The organism is Empedobacter sp. R750, assembly GCF_030324345.1.
Lineage (GTDB): Bacteria > Bacteroidota > Bacteroidia > Flavobacteriales > Weeksellaceae > Empedobacter > Empedobacter falsenii_C.
In genome coordinates this window covers 1-21,466 of sequence record NZ_JACAGF010000006.1, presented here as the reverse complement: position 1 = coordinate 21,466, position 21,466 = coordinate 1, and the positions used below count along the sequence as shown (strand labels likewise).

At 32.2% G+C, this 21,466-nt stretch carries 16 protein-coding genes and 1 tRNA gene; 14 read left to right on the top strand and 3 right to left on the bottom strand.

What is annotated here, in order from left to right; translation table 11 throughout:
* Window positions 1–84: 84 nt before the first annotated feature.
* Window positions 85–2,826 (bottom strand): M16 family metallopeptidase, encoded by a 2,742-nt coding sequence (locus HXZ74_RS07680; RefSeq protein ID WP_286474702.1) that lies wholly within the window; start codon window positions 2,824–2,826, stop codon window positions 85–87.
* 120 nt (window positions 2,827–2,946) lie between these two features.
* On the opposite strand from HXZ74_RS07680, the gene HXZ74_RS07675 reads away from it, so the two are divergent.
* From HXZ74_RS07675 to HXZ74_RS07665, 3 genes are all read left to right on the top strand, one after another.
* Complete coding sequence (locus tag HXZ74_RS07675) at window positions 2,947–5,361, top strand: alpha-ketoacid dehydrogenase subunit alpha/beta (protein ID WP_244958001.1); 2,415 nt, start codon at window positions 2,947–2,949, stop codon at window positions 5,359–5,361.
* Between the two features lie 91 nt (window positions 5,362–5,452).
* The gene (locus HXZ74_RS07670; RefSeq protein ID WP_280061796.1) at window positions 5,453–6,703 is read left to right on the top strand and encodes a type IX secretion system plug protein; all 1,251 of its coding nucleotides are present in this window, start codon (window positions 5,453–5,455) and stop codon (window positions 6,701–6,703) included.
* A gap of 22 nt (window positions 6,704–6,725) precedes the next feature.
* Window positions 6,726–9,365 carry a DEAD/DEAH box helicase family protein gene (locus HXZ74_RS07665; RefSeq protein ID WP_286474700.1) on the top strand — a complete coding sequence of 880 codons (2,640 nt, stop codon included), beginning with the start codon at window positions 6,726–6,728 and terminating at the stop codon, window positions 9,363–9,365.
* 1 nt (window position 9,366) lies between these two features.
* Here the strand turns inward: HXZ74_RS07665 and HXZ74_RS07660 are convergent, their stop codons facing one another.
* Window positions 9,367–9,726 carry a DUF2200 domain-containing protein gene (locus HXZ74_RS07660; protein WP_286474698.1) on the bottom strand — a complete coding sequence of 120 codons (360 nt, stop codon included), beginning with the start codon at window positions 9,724–9,726 and terminating at the stop codon, window positions 9,367–9,369.
* 271 nt (window positions 9,727–9,997) lie between these two features.
* Here HXZ74_RS07660 and HXZ74_RS07655 point away from each other — a divergent pair, with 271 nt between their 5' ends.
* The 6 genes from HXZ74_RS07655 to HXZ74_RS07630 all read left to right on the top strand — a co-directional run bounded on the left by HXZ74_RS07655 (window position 9,998) and on the right by HXZ74_RS07630 (window position 17,609).
* Complete coding sequence (locus tag HXZ74_RS07655; protein WP_286474696.1) at window positions 9,998–10,987, top strand: hypothetical protein; 990 nt, start codon at window positions 9,998–10,000, stop codon at window positions 10,985–10,987.
* Window positions 10,984–13,548 carry a hypothetical protein gene (locus tag HXZ74_RS07650; RefSeq protein WP_286474694.1) on the top strand — a complete coding sequence of 855 codons (2,565 nt, stop codon included), beginning with the start codon at window positions 10,984–10,986 and terminating at the stop codon, window positions 13,546–13,548. Before HXZ74_RS07655 ends, HXZ74_RS07650 begins: the two co-directional genes overlap by 4 nt.
* 66 nt (window positions 13,549–13,614) lie before the next feature.
* Complete coding sequence (locus HXZ74_RS07645) at window positions 13,615–14,334, top strand: DUF1003 domain-containing protein (RefSeq protein WP_286474692.1); 720 nt, start codon at window positions 13,615–13,617, stop codon at window positions 14,332–14,334.
* Window positions 14,335–14,447: 113 nt separating this feature from the next.
* A complete protein-coding gene (gene pruA / locus HXZ74_RS07640) occupies window positions 14,448–16,076 on the top strand; it encodes an L-glutamate gamma-semialdehyde dehydrogenase (RefSeq protein WP_114998849.1) in 1,629 nt (542 codons plus the stop codon).
* 58 nt (window positions 16,077–16,134) lie between these two features.
* Window positions 16,135–17,064, top strand: a complete 930-nt coding sequence (locus HXZ74_RS07635) for a cation diffusion facilitator family transporter (RefSeq protein ID WP_114998851.1) — start codon at window positions 16,135–16,137, stop codon at window positions 17,062–17,064.
* An 11-nt stretch (window positions 17,065–17,075) separates the two neighbouring features.
* Window positions 17,076–17,609: a hypothetical protein gene (locus HXZ74_RS07630; RefSeq protein ID WP_038331063.1), complete on the top strand. Its 534-nt coding sequence runs from the start codon at window positions 17,076–17,078 to the stop codon at window positions 17,607–17,609.
* 78 nt (window positions 17,610–17,687) lie between these two features.
* On the opposite strand, the gene HXZ74_RS07625 is transcribed toward HXZ74_RS07630, so the two are convergent.
* On the bottom strand, window positions 17,688–18,332 hold the full coding sequence (locus HXZ74_RS07625; RefSeq protein ID WP_180905816.1) for an OmpW/AlkL family protein: 645 nt from the start codon (window positions 18,330–18,332) through the stop codon (window positions 17,688–17,690).
* Window positions 18,333–18,570: 238 nt separating this feature from the next.
* On the opposite strand from HXZ74_RS07625, the gene HXZ74_RS07620 reads away from it, so the two are divergent.
* The 5 genes from HXZ74_RS07620 to HXZ74_RS07600 all read left to right on the top strand — a co-directional run bounded on the left by HXZ74_RS07620 (window position 18,571) and on the right by HXZ74_RS07600 (window position 21,464).
* On the top strand, window positions 18,571–19,713 hold the full coding sequence (locus HXZ74_RS07620) for an acyl-CoA dehydrogenase family protein (protein ID WP_286474690.1): 1,143 nt from the start codon (window positions 18,571–18,573) through the stop codon (window positions 19,711–19,713).
* Window positions 19,714–19,781: 68 nt separating this feature from the next.
* Window positions 19,782–19,976, top strand: coding sequence for a 30S ribosomal protein S21 (gene rpsU / locus HXZ74_RS07615; protein WP_038331168.1), 195 nt, complete (start codon window positions 19,782–19,784; stop codon window positions 19,974–19,976).
* Between the two features lie 82 nt (window positions 19,977–20,058).
* On the top strand, window positions 20,059–20,958 hold the full coding sequence (locus tag HXZ74_RS07610) for a tyrosine-type recombinase/integrase (protein WP_286474688.1): 900 nt from the start codon (window positions 20,059–20,061) through the stop codon (window positions 20,956–20,958).
* A 2-nt stretch (window positions 20,959–20,960) separates the two neighbouring features.
* Window positions 20,961–21,260 (top strand): ribosome hibernation-promoting factor, HPF/YfiA family, encoded by a 300-nt coding sequence (gene hpf / locus HXZ74_RS07605; RefSeq protein WP_038331066.1) that lies wholly within the window; start codon window positions 20,961–20,963, stop codon window positions 21,258–21,260.
* Window positions 21,261–21,390: 130 nt separating this feature from the next.
* Window positions 21,391–21,464, top strand: a tRNA-Thr gene (locus HXZ74_RS07600).
* The last annotated feature ends 2 nt before the right edge of the window (window positions 21,465–21,466 follow it).

Here is a 21,466-nt window from a genome sequence, read left to right as displayed (position 1 = left end):
ATCAGATAGAATTTTATTCTAAATAAATCATAAAAAAAGCTCCAGAATAATCTGAAGCTTTCTTTTAATTAATATGAATTGTATTTACTTTTTATCAAAAGTTCCTGTGTAAACAGAAGTCAATTTATCCAAAGAAATGTACTTTTTGAAAACCTCGTTTACTTGGTTTACATTCAATGCATCTACTTTTTTCTCTAAATTATCAAATTCATCAAACGAAATTCCGTTCAATAAATAACCATTCGATAAACCTAATAAAGTTCCGTCAGTTCCCAAAGAAGTCGTACGTCCGTTTTTCCAACTTACAATATTTGTTTTCAATTCGTCCGCTGTGAAACCATCTTTCAATGCTTTTGCAACTTCTTCTTTCAATGCTTTTTCAACCGCTTCACGTTTTGTTGGATTCAAGAATGCATAATATCCCCAAGAAGAAACGTCGTTTTTAGGATCGCTTGGAATCGAAACATAAGAACCTGCGCCGTAGCTGATTCCTTCTTTTTCTCTTAATCGCATTGGAATACGAGCAGATAAAAATCCTCCACTTCCAATCATTTCATTTGCCATAACCATTGCGGCGTAATCAGCACTCTCACGATTCATTTTGAAGTTAATTGATCCAACTGCAGCAGCATTTTCTTTGTCTGGAATGTTGTAAAGTTTATCCTCTTTTTTCGTTGCTGTAAAAGTCGGATACGCTTTTTCGTACTTCGATTTGCTGTTCCATTTACCAAAAGTATCATTCAATAATTTTTCAACTTTAGCTTTGTCATTTGTTCCAACAATAGAAACAACGCCATTTTGCGCACCTAAAATATTTTTATAAAAATCAACTAAATCAGCTTGTTTGATTTTCTTCAAATCATCTTTCGTTTCAGCAAAAGAAGCTGTGTAGAAAATAGAAGATTTAGGATAATTAGATGTTAAACGACTAATTTCGTTGAAGGCTAATGCTTGTGGATCGTTTGTATTTGCATCTAAATATGTTACATATTCGTTCACAGATTTCGCTAATTCAGCATCTGGGAAAGTAGGTTCTGTAATGATTTGACGCACAATATCCATAGTTTTGTCTAATGAATTTTTGTACGTGTTGATTGTAACAGATAAATTTTGTCCTCCAAATCTAAATCCAACCGAAGATTTTAAAGCATCTAATTGATCTTTGATTTGTTCTTTTGTTAGATTCTTCGTTCCAGACATTAATAATTCAGCTGTTAGTTGACCAATCATTCCTTTATTTGCCAAATCTTTTTCATTCGAAACAGGTAAATTAAACGAAAGAATTACTTTTTCACCTTTAATTTCTTTATCGATGATTCCATATTTTAGACCATTGTTCAATTTTCCTTCTGCATAATGAGCTTTCAAATTTTTGATCGAAGCTTCAAATGGTTTTGCTTCTTTCTCAACTGCACGACCTTTGTAGTTTGAAACTAATTCTGTGATTTGTTTATTAGTTAATTCAGTCGGTTTTACACGAATTTCATCTTTTGTCGGAATAAAAGTTCCAACTGTTCTATTATTCGCTCTAAAATATTTTTCAGCAACACGTTTTACATCTTCTTTGGTTACTTTCTCGATATTATCGCGGTACAAGAAACCTAAACGATAATCACCAGCACCAACAATTTCTGTTAAACCAATAGCATAATTAATCGTATTATTTTTTTGATTTTCGATGTTTTTCACAATACTTGCTTTCGCACGTTGCACATCTTGATCAGTATAATTAATTGTAGCAACTTTGTCTAATTCTGCACGAATATCATTTTTCGTTTGCTCGATATTTTTCTCTTTTGGAATTTCAGTTCCAATATAGAAAAAACTCGCATCGCGAACTTCTGGACTATACGCCCAAATTGAAGCAATTTTGTGTGTGTCAACCAAAGATTTGTACAAATATCCAGAAGGATCTGAAGTTAAAATATTATTTAAAACATCAATCGCTGCATAATCTTTATCGCTATATGCCGCAACGTGATACATTACACCAACCGATTGTGAATCTCCTGCACGTTTTACTTCAACAAATTTTTCACCATCTTGCGCTGGTTCAACTGTTAAAATTTCATCTAAAACACGTGTTGGTTTTGGAATCGAAGCAAAATATTGATTCACATATTCCATCGTTTTTTTCTCGTCAAATTTTCCAGCAATAATTAAAGTTGCATTATCTGGTTGATAATATTTTTCGTAGAATTTGCGCAATTGTGGCGTTTTTACACGCTCAATATCTTCTTTAGATCCAATGGTAGATTTTCCGTAATTGTGCCATAAATAGCCAGCAGAAATAACGCGTTCCATTAAAACACCTGACGGATCATTTTCACCAATTTCAAATTCATTACGTACAACCGAAAATTCTTTGTCCAAATCTTCTTGTTTAATGGTTGCATTAATCATTCGATCAGCTTCCATTTCTAAACTCCAACGTAAATTTTCTTCGTTTGATGGGAAAACTTCGTAATAATTTGTACGATCATAATATGTTGTTCCATTTGCGCGTCCACCTTTGTCAGATAACATTTTCTTGATATCGCCTAAATTTTTTGTTGATTTAAACAACATATGTTCTAACAAATGCGCCATTCCTTTTTCGCCATAACCTTCGTGTTTAGAACCAACATTGTACACAATATTTACCACAACATTACTTTGCGATTGATCAGGAACCAATAAAACTTGTAATCCATTTGGTAGTTTGTACTCCTTAATTCCTTCTACTTGCGTCACAAAAGTTGCGCTTCCAGATTTCGTTTGAGCCATTAAGTAAGGTGAATTTGCAAAGGCAAAAACCAGACATATACTCAGTAAAGTTTTTTTCATGTATTTATTTTTATAGTTATTAATTGGATGATACAATTCTATAATCTATTCGTTAGACGCAAATTGTATGGTGTAAGTTACAAATCTTTTGTTAAATTTGTGATGCAACAAACAAAAGAAATGGAAACAAAAGAGGTAAATAAAATTACTTTCGAAGAGTTTAAAAGTCAAATCATTAATGATTACAAGACGGCTTTTATGTCTCGCGAAGTAAGTCTTTTAGGGAGAAGAGAAGTACTTACTGGGAAAGCAAAATTTGGAATTTTTGGTGATGGAAAAGAATTACCACAAATTGCAATGGCAAAAGTATTCAAAAATGGAGATTTCCGTTCTGGATACTACCGCGATCAAACATTTATGTTCGCAATTGGTCAATTAACTGTTGAACAATTTTTTGCACAATTATATGCTTTAACAGATTTAGAGAAAGAACCTTCATCTGGAGGTCGTCAAATGACATCTCACTTCGGAACACGTTCTTTAAATGAAGACGGTTCTTGGAAAAAATTAACAGAACAAAAAAATTCGAGTGCTGATATTTCGCCAACAGCTGGTCAAATGCCACGTTTGTTAGGTTTAGCACAAGCTTCAAAATATTTTAGAAATGTTCCTCAATCAGACGAAGATCAACAATTTTCTGTAAACGGAAATGAAATTGCTTTCGGAACAATTGGAGATGCAAGTACTTCTGAAGGACATTTTTGGGAAACGATAAATGCTGGTGGAGTTTTGCAAGTGCCAATGGTTGTTTCTATTTGGGACGATGGTTACGGAATTTCTGTACCAGCTAAATTTCAACGTACAAAATCGAATCTTTCTGAATTATTATCAGGTTTCGGAAGAACGGAAGAAGAAAGAGGTTACGAAATTATTACTGTAAAAGCGTGGGATTATCCTGCTTTGATCGAAGCGTATACACGTGCAGAAAGATTTGCGCGCGAGCATCATATTCCGTGTATTGTACACGTGCAAGAATGTACGCAGCCGCAAGGACACTCGACTTCTGGTTCGCACGAACGTTATAAATCAGAGGAGCGTTTGACGTGGGAAAAAGAATTTGATGGAATCACAAAATTCCGTGAATATATTTTAGCATTTGCAGATCATTCGGAAGCAATTATTTCTGCGGAAGAGTTGGATCAGTTAGAAGCTGATGTTAAAGCTGAAGTAAAAGCTTCTCAAAAACAATGTTGGGACGATTATTTGAATCCTATTTTAGATTTGAAAAATGAAGCTTTAGAATTATTAACGAAAGTTGCTTCAGAAAGTGCAAACGGAGCTTTTATCAATATTGAAATTAGTAATCTAAAATCAAAGAAAAGCCCTTTCAAACGTGATGTTTATGGAGCTGTTCGTAAAGTTATTCGTTTAACTCGTTCAGAAAATTTAACTTCAAAAACTGAATTAATTTCTTGGTTAGATGTTAAAATGAAACGCGAAGAAGAAATTTATTCGACTAAATTAGTTTCTGGTACTGCAACGCAAGTTCCACAAGTAAAACCTGAGTTTGGAGAAAATCCAGCGCTAGAAGATGGTCGTGTAATTGTTCGTGATAACTTTGATAAAATTTTCGAAAAATATCCAAAGGCATTAGTTTTTGGTGAAGATGCGGGAAATATTGGTGATGTAAACCAAGGTTTAGAAGGTCTTCAAGCAAAATATGGAATCGATCGTATTTCGGATACAGGTATTCGCGAAGCAACAATTCTTGGTCAAGGAATTGGTTTGGCGATGCGTGGTTTACGTCCAATTGCAGAGATTCAATATTTAGATTATATCCTTTATTGTTTACAAGGAATTTCTGATGATTTGGCAACTGTACTTTATCGTTCGAATGGAGGTCAGAAAGCGCCTGTGATTATCAGAACGCGCGGTCACCGTTTAGAAGGTGTTTGGCATTCAGGTTCGCCAATGGGAGGAATTTTGAATTTGGTTCGTGGCGTGAATGTTTTGGTTCCGCGTGATTTAACAAAAGCCGCAGGTTTTTACAATACATTGATGCAAGCAGATGAACCTGCAATTGTAGTAGAAAGTTTGAACGGTTATCGTCTAAAAGAGCCTGCACCAACTAATATCGGTGAATTTACAACGCCAATTGGTGAAGTAGAAATTACAAAAGAAGGAAAAGATGTAACGTTGTTAACATATGGTTCTACTTGGAGAATTGTGATGGATGCAGCGAAAGAATTGGAGCAATTAGGTATTTCTGTTGAAGTAATTGATGCACAATCTTTATTGCCTTTCGATATTAATGCTGATGTAGCGAAAAGTTTGAACAAAACGAATCGTTTAGTGATTGTTGACGAAGATGTTCCGGGCGGAGCAAGTGCATTCTTATTACAAGAAATTATCGAGAAACAAGGTGGATATTTTACATTAGATAGCGCACCATTAACGATTACAGCGAAAGCTCACCGTCCTGCGTATGCAACTGATGGAGATTATTTCTCAAAACCTTCTGTTGATGATATTACAGAACAAGTTTATGAATTGATGCGCGAAGCAAAACCAAATGAGTTTCCTGCTTTGTACTAAAAAATAAATTTTAGAGTTATATAAGCGTATGTCTTTTTCAAAAAAGGCATGCGCTTTTTTTGTATTTTTAACAATCAAAATTATAATGTAAATGAAATTTTATTCAATCATACTTTGTCTGTTAACTTCTGTTCTTTTTGGACAATTTCAGGATATAATTCCTCCAAAAAATATTAAGACGGTTCAAGTTTTTAATCCACAAACAAACGATAATACGCCTATTATTAAGTTAGGTTCTAGCGAAAGATTGATTTTTCTTTTTGATGATATCAGTGCAGGTTACAAGCGTTATCAATATTCTATTGAACATAGAAATGCAGATTGGTCTGAATCGAATATTTTTCAGACCGAATTTCTAAATGGTGTTAATGCTGATTATGCGCGCACGTATAAGAATTCATTCAATACGTATCAAAAATATACCAATTATCAAATTCAATTTCCGAATGAGCAAATGAATGTAAAATTGCCTGGAAATTATGTGTTGAAAGTGTATTTAGAAAATGATTCGAATCCAATTTTCACGAAACGTTTTGCAGTTTATCAGCCAATTGCAGATGTTGGTGTGATGGTTTCTCGTTACAATAATCCAACGGTAAAAGAGTTAAATCAACGTTTACAAGTTCAAGTTTCGAGCGGAACACAAAATTTGACTGAAGTTCCAGATGGAGCAAAATTATTTTTGATGAAAAATAACAATTGGAATGAAGGTTATTTTGTTAATCGACCATCTTTTTCTCGTCCAAATCAATTAACATATAATGATACCAATATTTTGTTTGACGGTGGTGCAGAATATAATTGGTTTGATAATAAAAATCTAGAAGTTCCGAGTTTAACAACAGAAAAAACATTCAGAAAAGATAGTGTTTACCACACTGTTTTGCGTGCAGATATTCCGAAATATAATTTACCTTATGATGATTATCCAGACATTAATGGAAATTTTTATATCCGAAATAATCGTTATGGAAACGAATATGCAGCAAATTCTGAAGCAGATTATTCGTGGGTTTATTTTGCCTTAGACGCTTTCGAAGATCAAAATGGATTGTACGTTCCGTATGTTGTGGGAGCTTTTAATAATTGGGAAATTGACGAAAACTCAAAATTAGAAAAAGACGATGCAGGATTTTGGGTAACCGAATTATTCTTGAAACAAGGTTATTACAATTATCAATATGTCGTAAAAAATACTAAAACAGGAAAAATTGATCCAAGTTATGTGAGCGGAAGTTTTTGGCAAACTGAAAATCAATATCAAGCGTTGTTTTACTATCGCCCTTGGGGACAACGATACGATGTATTGATGGGATATGGAACTGGAAATTCGAGGAGATAAATAATTCAGTTTTTTATCAATCATGACTTTCAACACTCAACCTATAAAATTTAAGTATTCTTGGCGCGATTATCAACAGCGTGTTTTAGATGAATTAGAATTTCATTTAGAAGATGCGCATCTTAATGTTGTAGCACCTCCTGGCTCTGGAAAAACGGTTTTGGGATTGGAAGTAATGCTTCGAATTAATGAGCCTACGCTTATTTTAGCGCCAACTTTAGCGATTCGTAATCAATGGAAAGATCGATTTATTGAGCTTTTTCTTGATAATAAGGAAGTTGATTGGATTTCGATGGATATTCATCAACCAAAATTTCTTACCATTTCTACTTATCAGGGATTGCATGCTTCGATGATGAAAGACGAACAATCTTTGATTCAATTATTAAAAGAAAATAATGTCAAAACTTTGATTGTAGACGAAGCGCATCATCTAAAAAATGAATGGTGGAAAAGTCTCAATAAAATCAAAAATGAATTATCGCCAAAGGTTGTTGCGCTAACTGCGACTCCGCCTTTTGATGTTGCCAAAGAAGAATGGAATCGTTATCTTACTTTTTGTGGTCCGATTGATTGCGAAATATCTGTTCCAGAATTGGTCAAACAAAAAGATTTATGTCCACATCAAGATTTATTGTTGTGCTCATTTCCCACAAATTTCGAGAGTGAAATTATTTCTAAAAACCTTGAAGAAGTAGAATCTTTTTTCCAAGAAATCAAAGAAAATACAGCTTTGTATGATTTTGTTTTGACGTTAGATTTTATCAAAACGCCCGCAAGTTGTTTCGACGAAATTTATGCAGATTTTGATGCGTATGCGTCTTTTGTGATTTATCTGAAATCGTTTGATACGCCATTGGATTTTCAGCATTTGGATTTATTGGAAAATGAAACGATCGATTTTCCGCCTTTCAATTATTATTGGGCAGAATGTATGTTCAATTATTTGTTGTTTAAAGATGAAGAATTTTATTTAAGACACGAGAAATTCTTGAAACCATTTTTAACGAATTTAAAACGAATCGGAGCAATCGATCAGAAAAAGGTTACGTTACATTATAATCAAAAAGTTAAAAATTCGCTTATAAATAGTGTAAAAAAGATTGATAGCATTGCTGAGATTGTAAATTCAGAATATCAACATTTGGGCGATAATTTGCACATGGTGATTTTGACGGATTATATTCGAAAAGAATTTTATTCGGATAATTTACAGAATGAACCAAGTAAAATAAAGTTGGGCGTTTTTCCAATTTTCGAAAAACTTCGAAATCTAAATTCAGAAATAATTCCACATCTTGCGATTATTACAGGTTCGATGGTAATCGTTTCGAAAACCATTCTTCCAAAAATGATTTATCAGTTCAAAGATAGAGCAGAAGCGATTCAGTTCAAATCGGTGATGTTCGATGATAATTTTTTCGAAGTTGTTGCAGAAGATAATTCAAGAGGAAATTTGTTGGCTGTTTTAACAAAATTATTCAATGAAGGTTTTATCAAAATAATTGTCGGAACTCGCGCTTATTTGGGCGAAGGTTGGGATGCACCAAGTATCAATAGTTTGATTTTAGCGAGTAATGTAGGTTCTTTTGTAACGTCAAATCAGATGCGTGGGCGTGCAATCCGTGTAAATTCTGATGATCCAAATAAAGTGAGTAACGTTTGGCATTTGGTTACGTTGGATTTGTTTGCGCAAAATGGCGGTGGAGATTTGGATAAAATGAAACAACGATTTGAAGCTTTTGTTGGAATTTCGCAAAAGGAAAACACGATTTCGAATGGTATTTCTCGTCTAAATCTTCCTGAACAATTCACTGTGGAATCAATTGAAAATTACAATCAGCAGACGATAGAATGGAGCAAAAATGATATTCAAATTAGAGATTCTTGGACAAATTCTATTGCCGAAGGAACAAAGATTGATAATGAATTAAAGTATTTTTATGACGGAGAAAAAGAATATGATTTCTCAAAACATTTGTATTATTCGAAGTCGATAAAAAGTTTAACAACAAGTTTGCTTCTTTCATTCATCTCTTTTATCGTTTTCTTTTTCGAAGAAAGTATCCGAACACTTTTATTTTCGATGTCGAAAAGAAGTTTTCTTTCAACCATAATTTTTCTCTCAACGGTCGGAATTGTGTATTTCGGAGTTAATTTTTACAAAAACATCAAACTTTATATTCAATATAGAGATATCACCAAAGATTTTCAGAAAATAGCTGTTGCGTTATTCAATACTTTGCAACATTTTAATTTATTGTCTGATGAATTGCGCGAATCAAATATTTTGACAACTGTTGATAAATCTGGAAATATATCGTGCAGTTTATTGTCGGCAACAACTTATGATAAGGCGATTTTTTTAGATTCGCTCGAAAATATTTTAAATCCAATTGATAATCCACGTTATTTTATCGAACGAAAAAGTGTGTTGATGAAGCTTTTCAAACAAAGAGATTATCATTCGGTTCCCGAAATTATTGGTCAACACAAGAAAAAGGCCGAATATTTTCATCAACAATGGTTGCAACTTGTAGGCGATGCAGAATTGCATTACACAAGAAGTTATTATGGACGAAAAAAGTTGATAAAAGCGAAAATGAAATCGTTAAGTTTTCAGTTAAATCAACCAATTGAGCATATTAAAAAGTGGAAATAATCTAACTTATCAAAATCTTTTCCATCGTTTTTCCTTTGGCTAATTCATCGATTAATTTATCTAAATATCGAATTTTTTGCATCAATGGATTTTCAATTTCTTCCACACGATAACCACAAATCACACCTTTTATTTTAGTTGCATTTGGATTAAAATTTGGTGCATTTTCAAAAAAATCTTGAAAGTTAGTTTTATTGGTTAAAATTTCTTCCAAATCTTTTTGAGTATAACCCGTCAACCAAAAAATAATTTCGTCAACTTCTTTTTTTGTTCGGTTTTTCTTTTGTGCTTTCGTGATATAATGTGGATAAACGCTCGCAAAAGACATTTCGATTACACGCTGAAAATTTTTATCATTCATTTTTTTTTAATTTATTTTATAATATTGATACATAGATTTTTAACAAGTAAATAAGATTAAACGTATAGTAATTTCATCAAAGATGAAAAACTATGAGTAAACTACTGATTTCTAAATAAAATATTTAACTATATTCTATGTATCTATGTGGTGATTTTTTTTAAAGTTTAAACAAGTTAAATATTATAAAGGATAAATTTCGACAATTAATTTGATAAAATCTCACTATTTTCATCGATTGTGCTTTGTAGATTTTGAGTTAAATTTGAGTATGAAATTTTTATTCAGATTTTTAATCCTATTTACGATAATTAGTTTGGTTGGATGTACTTCCGAAACCAAAAAATCGCCGATTGATTTTTATTATTGGCGAAGTAATTATTCGGTGAACGAAACAGAAAAAAAAGCGGTTGATTCGTTGAAAGTGGAAAATGTTTACGTTCGTTTTTTTGATGTGGATAAAAAGCTGAATAAAATTTCTCCGGTTGGAATTATTCAGAATTTTGATGCAACGAAACTAAATGTCAATTATATTCCGACTGTTTTTATTACCAATCAAACTTTTCTGAATACTTCAAAAGATCAAGTCAAAATTTTAGCAAAAGATGTGTATAATTTTTTGAGTGAAACGGCTGAAAGAGGAAGTCTGAAAAACTTCAATGAAATTCAGATAGATTGTGATTGGACGAAATCTACGCGAGAAAATTATTTTATGTTTTTGTCAGAATTGAAACATATTTCGGGCAAAAAACTTTCAGCGACTTTACGTTTGCATCAAGTCAAATTTAAAGAACAAGAAGGTGTTCCGCCTTTAGATAAAATGGTTTTGATGTGTTATGCAACAGAAAATCCAACCGATCAATCTGAAAATAATTCGATTTTAGATTTGAAAATAGCAAAAGATTATTTAAAAAACTTGAACGATTATCCAATCAGATTAGATGTTGCTTTGCCAATTTATTCGTGGGCAATTTTGACAAATCATCAAGGAAGAATAAAATTAATCAATTCCTTTTCGGAGCAAGATTTGATAGGAAAACCTGTAAAGAAAATCAGAAATGGATTTTATGAAGTGGAAGATGATTTTTTTGTTCGAAATTTTTATGTGAGTAAAGGTTTTACAATAAAAGTTGAAAGGATTTCTCCCGAATTATTAGTTGAAACAAAATCATTTATCGATACAAAATTATCTTACAATTATCGCTTGATTTATTATCATTTAGACTCAAAATTTTTGAAAACAATACCAACACAATTATGAAAAAAATAGTACTTACTTTATGCTTAACTTTTGGTTTAACCAAAGTATTTGCGTGTGCTGATGGTGGTGGAGAAGATTATTATTACTACAATCTTTTTTCGCAAACATTAAGCGAAGCACCGCAATATCAGCCATTTTTGATGACTTTGGATAATCCATATTATACAATGGATGCAAATCAAAAGAATGAAAATATTTTGGATTGGCAAAAAACGTTGGGAATTAGCTATCAACAAGCATTTGAGTTGGTTTTTAAAGCATCGAAACAAGAAATTGATATGATGGTAAAGAATGGAAAATCGTCGAATTCGAACTATAATTTTGCAACAACAGATTGGGTAAAAAAGAATAAACAAAGTTTACTTTATCTGTCGTATGCTAAGTATTTAGAGCCTTACATGGCTTTTTATTACATCGATAATGGTGAATGGTCGTATGTCGATCGTCCCGAAAAAAATGTCAATAATCTAAATTATAAAAAAGTTCTTGAAGTTCTAAAGAAAAGTTGGAATGCAGAAACGGACAAAGAATTAAAAATCCGTTATGGTTATCAATTGGTACGTTTTGCGCATTATTTCCACGAATATAAAGATGCCATCAACTATTTTAATATGTATGTGGCTTCGCAAGGACTCAAAAATTCGATGTACTATTATGCATTAGATCAAAAAGGTGGTGCGGAGCGTGCGCTTGGAAATTATATTCAGGCGAATTATGACTTTTTCGAAGTTTTTTCTCATTCGAATGATCGAAAAATGAGTGCTTATCAATCGATGCGAGTGACAGAAGATTTGAATTATGAGAAAATGTTAGCCAATGCCAAAACGATTCAAGAGAAAAATGATTTGTATTTGTTAATTGGTTACAACGATTTTTCGAATCCGTTGGCGCCTGCAAAAAAAATTATTGCAAATGATGTAAATGCGCCACAAGCGAGAATTTTATTTGCGCGTTCTATCAATTTAATTGAGCGCGAATATTTGCAACAAAATCCTGAAGATTATTATTGGGATTCGTCGCAAGTGCGAAAAAAATACACGGATTTGTATTTGCCTGTAAAAGCGAATAACGATTATTATGGAAGTTCTGATGAAAATTCGAAAGATGAAATTCAGATTAATGAATTAATTTCTTTGGCAAAATCGCAAGCAACAAAAGCTAATGACAAAGAATATTGGAATTTATCGGTGGCGTATCTTAATTTATTGAACAAAAATTTTTCGGAAACAAAAACGTATTTAGCCAAAGTGAATTCAACTTCGAAAGAATTTCAACAACAGAAAAAAGTGATTGAAATTTTATTAGAGATTTTCGAACAAAAGAAAATTTCAGATAGTTTCGAGAATCAATTGATGCAAAAATATGCGTCGATTTTGAATTATGAATATCCAAAATTGCCAGAAGATGTTTATGATTATTCGGATGAAGATGATCAAAAAATGAACTTGAAAAATGTGATTTTAGATGTTTTGGCAAATCGATATTTTCTGCAAGGTGACAAAGGAAAAGCATTTTTGATTCACAATGAAATTACACAATTAGGCTCAAATCCGGATTGGGCGATTATCAATGATTTGGATAAATTGGATAAAAAATCGAATAAAACAGCTTTCGAAAAGTATTTGATTAATGCAAAAGTAAAATCGAGTTCATGGGATTGGAGAACAGAAAAATCGAAAGAAATTCAGTTCAAATTATCAGATTATCTAGCCGATTTCAAAGGAACATTGTATTTAGGTGAAATGAAATTTGATTTGGCGAAGAAAGAATTTGAAAAGATTGATCAAAAATATCATACGTCAGAAAGTGCTTATTTTGTTTATGATTACGATTATACAACAGAAAAAGAGAGCAAAACTTGGGTAGAAAATCAGTTTGATGGCTATCATAATATTCCGAATAAAATTTTTGGTTACAATAAAATCGAATGTTTTAATTGTGACGAAAATCAAGTGATCGCAACACCATATTTGAATGAATTCAAATTTATCAAACCAAAAATGTCAAAATTAGAATTGACAAATGCGATGATTGAATTGAATAAAATAGCAAAGAAAAATACCGAAGAAGCTGCGAAAGCAAATTATTTGTTGGGAAATTTCTTTTATAATACGACGACTTTGGGCTATTATCGTTATTTGTTGACATTTGATCGAAACAATGATAATGGACCAAAATTTAATAATTATGGCGATCAGTATGAAGCAACAAGCAACTTCTTTTACAAAAGTTTTGGTTGGGGTGGAAATTACGTAGATAATTTTACGCCTTCAGAAAATTATTTGAAAAAAGCATTTGATTCGACAAAAGACAAAGAAATGAAAGCGCAAATATTGTTTGCATTGTCGAAGAATGAACAAGGAAGATTTTATAATGCAAAAGACCCTGTGTTGAAACGTTTGTACGAAAATCAATATGATAACGAAGATAAAATTTTAGCGTTTAAAGTGGCAAATTATCGTTCTAATTTTAAAAATTTGAAACAATATTCGGACACTAAAACATATCAAGAAATAAAATCAAATTGCAAATATTTCGATTATTACACGAATAACTTTTAATAATTAAAACGCTTCTAATTTTAGGAGCGTTTTTTGTGATGTGATTTTTGACTAAAATAGATTATTATGAAATGTTTTGTAACTCAAAAACCAATTAATCGCTACGAAGCTGTAAAAGGAAAAGAAATTCAGCAAGAAATTTTTAAATTAATTCAACAAGATTATCCCGCAATTACCGAAGAAGATTATGTTTCGATAAAAGTATTGAATAAATATCGTCGTCAATTTTTTGCAAATTTGATTTCGCAAGAAAAAGGTGAAATGGAAAAATTGGATCAAGATGTAGTGGAAGCGATTCGTGATAATTCTATTCTTTCCGAAAATATAAAAGAAAATACATCAAAACCATTGACAACAGGCGATAGAATCGCAGATAAAGTAGCATCTTTTGGTGGAAGTTGGACATTTATTATTTCGTTTTTTATTTTCTTATTGGCTTGGATGTTTCTTAATTTTTGGATGTTGCACAACAAAGGTTTTGATCCCTATCCATTTATTTTACTCAATTTGATTTTGTCTTGTTTAGCAGCAATACAAGCACCAATTATTATGATGAGTCAAAATCGTCAAGAAGATAAAGATCGTGATAGAGCCGAACATGATTATAAGATTAACTTGAAAGCTGAATTGGAAATAAAATTATTAAGTGAAAAAATAGATCATTTATTGGTTCATCAGAATAAGAAATTATTAGAAATTCAGGAAATGCAGATTCAGTATTTAGAGAATATCGAAAATCAAATTCTTCATACAAAAGATAAAAAAGAGAATAAAGAGGAAGAATAATGGATAATTTTATGTTTAAAGTGGTAAAAGACTTAATTATCTGAACTGAAACATTTCCATTTATTTTTCTTAAATTTGAACTTTGAAAAGTATAAACAAACAAAATAATCAAAATGTCAAAATCATTTGCTCAAATTCCTCACGCTGTTAACGAAGAGGTGAAATCATATGCTCCTGGTACGCCAGAGCGTGCGCAATTATTAGACGCATACAAAAAAATGTTTAACGAGGTAACAGAAGTTCCTCAATACATTGGTTCTGAAGAAATTTTTTCAGGAAATAAAAAAGAAATTCGTCCTCCACATGATCACCAAAAAGTTGTTGGTTATTTCCACGAAGGTACGCAAGCAGATGTTGTAAAAGCTATTGATACAGCTTTGGCAGCGAAAGAAGCTTGGGTTGCAATGCCTTGGGAAGATAGAGCGGCAATTTTCTTAAAAGCTGCAGATTTGATTGCTGGTCCTTACCGTGCAAAAATGAATGCTGCAACAATGATTGGTCAATCTAAAAATGCAATGCAAGCAGAAATTGATTCAGCTTGTGAGTTAATTGACTTTTTACGTTTCAATGTACAATACATGACAGAAATTTATGCAGATCAACCAATTTCTTCTCCAGGGATTTGGAATCGTGTAGATTATCGTCCATTAGAAGGATTTACTTTCGCAATTACTCCATTCAACTTTACTGCAATCGCTGGTAATTTACCATCTTGTATGGCTTTGATGGGGAACGTTGTAGTTTGGAAACCTTCTGATAAACAAACTTTAGCTGCTAAAGTAACAATGGAAGTGTTCAAAAAAGCTGGTTTACCAGATGGTGTAATCAACATGATCTTAACTGATGGAGCAGAAACTGCAAAAACAGTTTTAGAACACAAAGATTTTGCAGGTTTACACTTCACAGGTTCTACAAAAGTTTTCAATACTTTATGGAAACAAATTGGAGATAACATCAACAATTACAGAACTTATCCACGTATCGTTGGAGAAACAGGAGGAAAAGATTTCGTAATGGTTCACAAATCAGCTTGTCCAACAGAAGTTGCTGTAGGATTAGTTCGTGGAGCATTCGAATACCAAGGACAAAAATGTTCTGCTGCTTCTCGTGCTTACATTCCATCTAACTTATGGAACGAAGTTGAGAAACAAATGAAAGAAATGTTAGCAACTGTTACATTAGGATCTCCAGAGGATTTCTCTAATTTCATGACAGCGGTTATTGATAAAAACTCTTTCGAAAAATCTAAAGCATATATCGATCGTGCACAAGCATCTTCTGAAGCTGAAGTTGTAATTGGTGGTACTTATGATGATTCAGTTGGATATTTTGTTCAACCAACAGTTATCAAAGCAACGAATCCTAAATATGAATCAATGGTAGAAGAAATCTTCGGGCCTGTATTATCAGTTTATGTTTATGATGAAAATGAATTCGAAGCAACTTTAAAATTAGTTGACGAAACTTCTGCTTACGCATTAACAGGATCAATTTTCGCGAAAGAGCGTGCTGCTGTAGAATTAGCTGCTAAAGCATTGAAAAATGCTTGTGGAAATTTCTACATCAACGACAAACCAACAGGTGCAGTTGTAGGACAACAACCATTTGGTGGAGCGCGTGCTTCTGGTACAAATGATAAAGCAGGTTCTGCAATGAACTTGTTACGTTGGACTTCTGTTCAAACAATCAAAGAAACATTTGTTCCTGCAAAAGATTATAAATACCCATTCTTAGAAAAATAATATTTTCGAGATATAAAATTAGAATAAGCCTTACATTTGTAGGGCTTATTTTTTTGGTATGAATGATAATTCGGAAAAAGCAATCAAAGCTTCGATTTTTAGTATTGTAGGAAACGCATCTTTGGCTGGAATTAAGTTTTTGGCTGGTTATTTTGGGAATTCTTACGCGCTTATTGCAGATGCTATCGAGTCTTCGGCAGATGTTTTTTCTTCTATATTTGTTTTCTTTGGACTAAAGTATTCTGCAAAACCTGCAGATGAAAATCATCCTTACGGACATGGAAAAGCAGAAGCGTTAATCACATTTTTAGTGGTTACTTTCCTTATTGTTTCTGCGATTATCATTGCAAAAGAAAGTATTACCAATATTATTACACCGCATCATCAACCCAAACCATTTACCTTATTAGTTCTTGGAGGAATTATTTTATTCAAAGAATTATCGTTTCAGTATGTAATGAGAAAAAGTGTTGAGACTAACAGTTCTTCTCTAAAAGCAGATGCTTGGCATCATCGTTCAGATGCAATTACATCATTAATGGCGTTTATCGGAATTTCGATTTCGTTGGTAATGGGACCAGGTTGGGAGGCAGCAGATGATGTTGCGGCGCTTTTTGCTTCAAGTTTTATTTTATACAATGCGTACAAAATCCTTCGACCTGCGTTAGGAGAAATTATGGATGAGCAATTGTACGAAAATGAAATTGAGCAAATTAGAGAAATCGCTTCACATGTTCCTGGTGTTATGGCGACTGAAAAATGTAATGTGCGCAAAAATGGAATGAATTATTATGTGGATTTGCATGCAATAGTCGATGGAACGATTTCGGTGGTGGAAGGACATAAAATTAGTCATGATCTGAAAGATGCTGTACAAGCTAAAATGCCACAAGTAAAAGATGTATTAGTGCATATAGAACCTACTTTTGTTTCGGTTCGAGAATATTTTCGAACAAATCACATCGAAGATAAGAGAGTGGAAGAGTAAAATTTTATCTTATGAAATATTTTGGAATTTGCATTGTTTTGTTTTCATTTTTCTGTTGTAATCCATCAGTTTCAGAGAATAATGCTTTAAGTGAAACAAATTATGGTAAGATTGATGATTCTGATTTAAAATTCAAATTTGGAGATATTATTTTGTTTGAGGATACTAATATTAAAGCGGTTGTGATTGATATTTTTAAAGAGGATAATATAATTTTCTACGGAATATCTTTTATGATGAATGATAATATTTTTGGAAGAAGAATTCCAGAAGGTTTTGAAGGTAATTGCATTGATTTAATCGATATTTTATATGTAAATGAGAATTATTTCACAAACAAAAAAGTTTCTGTAATAAAACATGAAGATTTAAATTTTAAGAAAATTGGAATAGGAGCTTATGATTACATTAATAATTATGAGGAAATTCTAAGTGATTATAAAAAGGGAATCGAAATTCGAAAATTAGAACAAACTCCTTGTACAAATTTGACTGAATTGAAACCTATTTATGAACAATATTTTGATATAAATAAATTTAAATAAAAAAAGAGAAGCAATTGCTTCTCTTTTTGATCTTTTAGTTGGTTAATAAAAAATCATAATATATATAAAAGGTCGATTTTAGAATAGTTTGAAACCAATACCAGTACTGATTAACCAAGGATTAAGATCTACATCTGCTGGCACATAAACTTGTTTGTCTAAAGCTGCACCAACTGTAACGTCAGTATTCAAGTACAATTTTTTAACATCTACGTTCCAGTATAATTTATCATTGATTTTGTAATCAAATCCTAATTGAAATCCGAAACCTACATTGTTTTTGTAATCTACACTAGTTACAGCTGCGTTTCTACCTTTTCCTTGCCCTTGATCATAGAAGATTGTATAATTAATTCCTGCACCAACATAAGGTTTTAGGTTTTTGGTTGGATACAAATGATATTGTACATTAAGAGTTGGAGGTAACAACATTACTCGTCCCAAATCTAAATTTCCTAATGCAGTATTTACCGCAACAACTTCGTGTTTAGATGTTCCTAAAATTAATTCGGCTGCGATATTTTTTGTAATATAATAAGTAAAGTCGATTTCTGGAATAAGATTATTTGTAACCGCTACATTTCCGCCTATAGCTTCAATTTTAGCATCTTCCATAGGAACTACACCTGTTGCTCTTACGCGCATATGTAATTCACCAGCTTCTTGTCCAAATGAAATTGCTGATGTAAGGATTGCTCCTAATATTAATAGTCCTTTTTTCATAATGTTTATTTTATTTCTGAAACAAAATTCGGATTAATTTATCCGAATTAAAATGTCAAATATCATTTCCGAAAATGACTTTAAACATTTGTTTTTTTTTAGGATATTATTAACTTAAACACGCTGATAGTCAATTATTTTTAATGAGTAAAAATAATCGTAAAAGAAAAACTTTTCACTTAATAGAAATTTATTACTTTTGGAGGAAAGTCATAAAAAACAAAAAAAACTCAAAAAAATGGATTTCTTAGAAAATGAAAATTTATCATTAATCGCGCAATCGGCAAGAGATTTTGCAAAACAATATATTCAGCCGAATATAATGGAGTGGGATGAGGCTCAAACTTTTCCAGTTGAAGTTTTCAAAGAACTTGGAAAAATGGGATTCATGGGAATCGTTGTCCCAGAAGAATATGGAGGAAGTGGTTTGTCATATGATGAATATGTATCTATTGTAGACGAAATTTCTCAAGTTGATCCTTCTATCGGTTTGTCTGTAGCGGCACATAATTCACTTTGTACAAATCATATTTTAGAATTCGGTAACGAAGAACAAAAACAACGTTGGTTACCAAAATTAGCAACAGCAGAATGGATTGGTGCTTGGGGATTAACAGAGCATAACACAGGATCTGATGCGGGAGGAATGTCTACAACAGCTGTAAAAGATGGTGATGAATGGGTGATTAACGGAGCGAAAAACTTTATTACGCATGCAATTTCTGGTGATGTTGCGGTTGTAATGACAAGAACAGGAGAGAAAGGAGCGAAAAATAACGCGACGGCTTTTGTAATCGAAAAAGGAACGCCAGGTTTTACATCGGGTAAAAAAGAAAATAAATTAGGAATGCGTGCTTCGGAAACAGCAGAGTTAATCTTCGATAATGTACGTGTTTCGGATGCAAATCGTTTAGGAAATGTTGGTGATGGTTTCAAACAAGCGCTTAAGGTTTTAGATGGTGGTCGTATCTCGATTGCTGCGTTATCTTTAGGAATCGCGAAAGGAGCGTACAAAGCAGCATTGAAATATGCACAGGAGCGTCATCAGTTTGGAACTGCAATTGCAAATTTCCAAGCAATTAACTTCAAATTGGCTGAAATGATTACAGAAATCGAAGCTTCAGAATTATTAATTCGTAAAGCATCTTATTTAAAAAATCATAAAAAACCAATGACGACAGAAGGTGCAATGGCAAAATATTACGCATCGGAAGCGTGTGTTAAAATCTCGAATGAAGCGGTTCAAATATTTGGTGGATACGGATATACAAAAGATTTCCCAGTAGAGAAATTCTACCGCGATTCTAAGTTGTGTACAATTGGTGAAGGGACAACTGAGATCCAAAAATTAGTGATTGGAAGAAATATTTTGAAAGATTAATACAAAACGATTTGTTTAATTACTAAAGAGTTGTATATTTGCCATCTCAAAAAGAAATAGATAAAATTATGTTGATTATACCAGTAAAAGACGGAGAGTCAATCGAAAGAGCTCTAAAAAAATACAAAAGAAAATTTGATAAAACAGGTGTTGTACGTCAGTTAAGAGCACGTCAACAATTTACAAAACCTTCTGTTACAAATAGAATTAAGATGAGTAGAGCAATCTACAAACAAGCCTTAATCGAAAAGGAGGAAGCATAAATTGCCGTTTTAAACGATATAAAGAAATTAATTTCTGTTGACCTATTTATTAAAGTTGTAACTTTGATGAATAGGTTTTTTTATGGAATTTATTCAACTATTCTTAGATTATTTAGCGCTCGAGAAAAACTATTCTACGCTAACAATCACCAGCTACAAAAGAGATTTGGACGATTTTGTTGAGTTCTATCAACAAGAAGAAAATTCGTCGGAAATACAATTTGCAACAAAAAATCATATTCGTGCATTTGTGATGCATTTATCAGAATTAGAAAAGTCTGAGAAAACGGTTAATCGCAAATTAAGCGCTTTACGGACGTTTTATAAATATCTGATCAAAGAAAATCATCTTACCATTAATCCAATCGAACAAATTCATTCACTCAAACAAAATAAACAAGTTTTGGTACCATTTACAGAAACAGAACTGAATGATTTGTTGAATAATGATGAATTTTTCCCTGATACATTCGAAGGCTTACGCGATCGATTAATGATTGATGTAATGTATCAAACAGGAATTCGACGTGCAGAATTAATTGGTTTGAAAGAAAATGATATCGATCCGAATACACTTTCTATAAAAGTTCTTGGAAAAAGAAATAAAGAACGCATAATTCCTATTTCGACCTTTCTGTTAGAGGATTTGGTGGATTATAATACCAGAAAACATAACGAAATTACCTTACAATGTACAAATGCTTTTGTAACAGAAAAAGGAAAACCTTTGTACGATAATCTTGTTTATTCGAAAGTAAAATACTATCTTAGTCTTATAAGTGTAAAACATAAAAAAAGTCCTCATATGTTGAGGCATTCATTTGCGACCCATATGTTAGATTCCGGAGCAGATCTGAATGCGGTAAAAGATATCTTAGGGCATTCAAGTTTGTCATCGACTCAAATTTATACACATGGGAGTATAGAAAATTTAAAAAAAGTGTTTAACAAAGCTCACCCGCGTGAGAACAAAAAAGAGTAATTATGACAATTAACTTTCAAGCAGTAAACTTCAATACTAAACCAGGTTTAGAGGAGTATTTAGAAAAAAAATTAGAAAAATTAGAAACTTTGTCAGACAAAATCATTGCAGCGAATGTTTCTTTTAAGTTAGAGAATACTGCAGAAAAAAATAATAAGACAGTTGATATTAAGTTAGAAGTACCAGGAGATGATATTGTTGTGAGTAAAACAGGACAGTCTTTTGAGGAATGTATTGATTTGGCGGTAGATACATTAAAAAAATTAATTATCAGAAAAAAAGAAAAGATTAGCGAAAGATAAAAAATAACGAATTGACTAAAAAAAGAACCTAAAAATTTGGTTAATTCAAAAAACAACGTAAATTTGCAGTCCGTTAAACAAACATATTTAACGGACTGTTCTTTTAAATAACGCTTTTAAAAACAAAAATGCCGATGTAGCTCAGCTGGCTAGAGCAGCTGATTTGTAATCAGCAGGTCGTGGGTTCGAGTCCCTCTATCGGCTCA

Bases quoted from the DNA above. Each gene is read 5' to 3' on its own strand.
- HXZ74_RS07680 (WP_286474702.1), bottom strand. From the start codon at position 2,826: ATGAAAAAAACTTTACTGAGTATATGTCTGGTTTTTGCCTTTGCAAAT.
- HXZ74_RS07675 (WP_244958001.1), top strand. From the start codon at position 2,947: ATGGAAACAAAAGAGGTAAATAAAATTACTTTCGAAGAGTTTAAAAGT.
- HXZ74_RS07670 (WP_280061796.1), top strand. From the start codon at position 5,453: ATGAAATTTTATTCAATCATACTTTGTCTGTTAACTTCTGTTCTTTTT.
- HXZ74_RS07665 (WP_286474700.1), top strand. From the start codon at position 6,726: ATGACTTTCAACACTCAACCTATAAAATTTAAGTATTCTTGGCGCGAT.
- HXZ74_RS07660 (WP_286474698.1), bottom strand. From the start codon at position 9,726: ATGAATGATAAAAATTTTCAGCGTGTAATCGAAATGTCTTTTGCGAGC.
- HXZ74_RS07655 (WP_286474696.1), top strand. From the start codon at position 9,998: ATGAAATTTTTATTCAGATTTTTAATCCTATTTACGATAATTAGTTTG.
- HXZ74_RS07650 (WP_286474694.1), top strand. From the start codon at position 10,984: ATGAAAAAAATAGTACTTACTTTATGCTTAACTTTTGGTTTAACCAAA.
- HXZ74_RS07645 (WP_286474692.1), top strand. From the start codon at position 13,615: ATGAAATGTTTTGTAACTCAAAAACCAATTAATCGCTACGAAGCTGTA.
- pruA (WP_114998849.1), top strand. From the start codon at position 14,448: ATGTCAAAATCATTTGCTCAAATTCCTCACGCTGTTAACGAAGAGGTG.
- HXZ74_RS07635 (WP_114998851.1), top strand. From the start codon at position 16,135: ATGAATGATAATTCGGAAAAAGCAATCAAAGCTTCGATTTTTAGTATT.
- HXZ74_RS07630 (WP_038331063.1), top strand. From the start codon at position 17,076: ATGAAATATTTTGGAATTTGCATTGTTTTGTTTTCATTTTTCTGTTGT.
- HXZ74_RS07625 (WP_180905816.1), bottom strand. From the start codon at position 18,332: ATGAAAAAAGGACTATTAATATTAGGAGCAATCCTTACATCAGCAATT.
- HXZ74_RS07620 (WP_286474690.1), top strand. From the start codon at position 18,571: ATGGATTTCTTAGAAAATGAAAATTTATCATTAATCGCGCAATCGGCA.
- rpsU (WP_038331168.1), top strand. From the start codon at position 19,782: ATGTTGATTATACCAGTAAAAGACGGAGAGTCAATCGAAAGAGCTCTA.
- HXZ74_RS07610 (WP_286474688.1), top strand. From the start codon at position 20,059: ATGGAATTTATTCAACTATTCTTAGATTATTTAGCGCTCGAGAAAAAC.
- hpf (WP_038331066.1), top strand. From the start codon at position 20,961: ATGACAATTAACTTTCAAGCAGTAAACTTCAATACTAAACCAGGTTTA.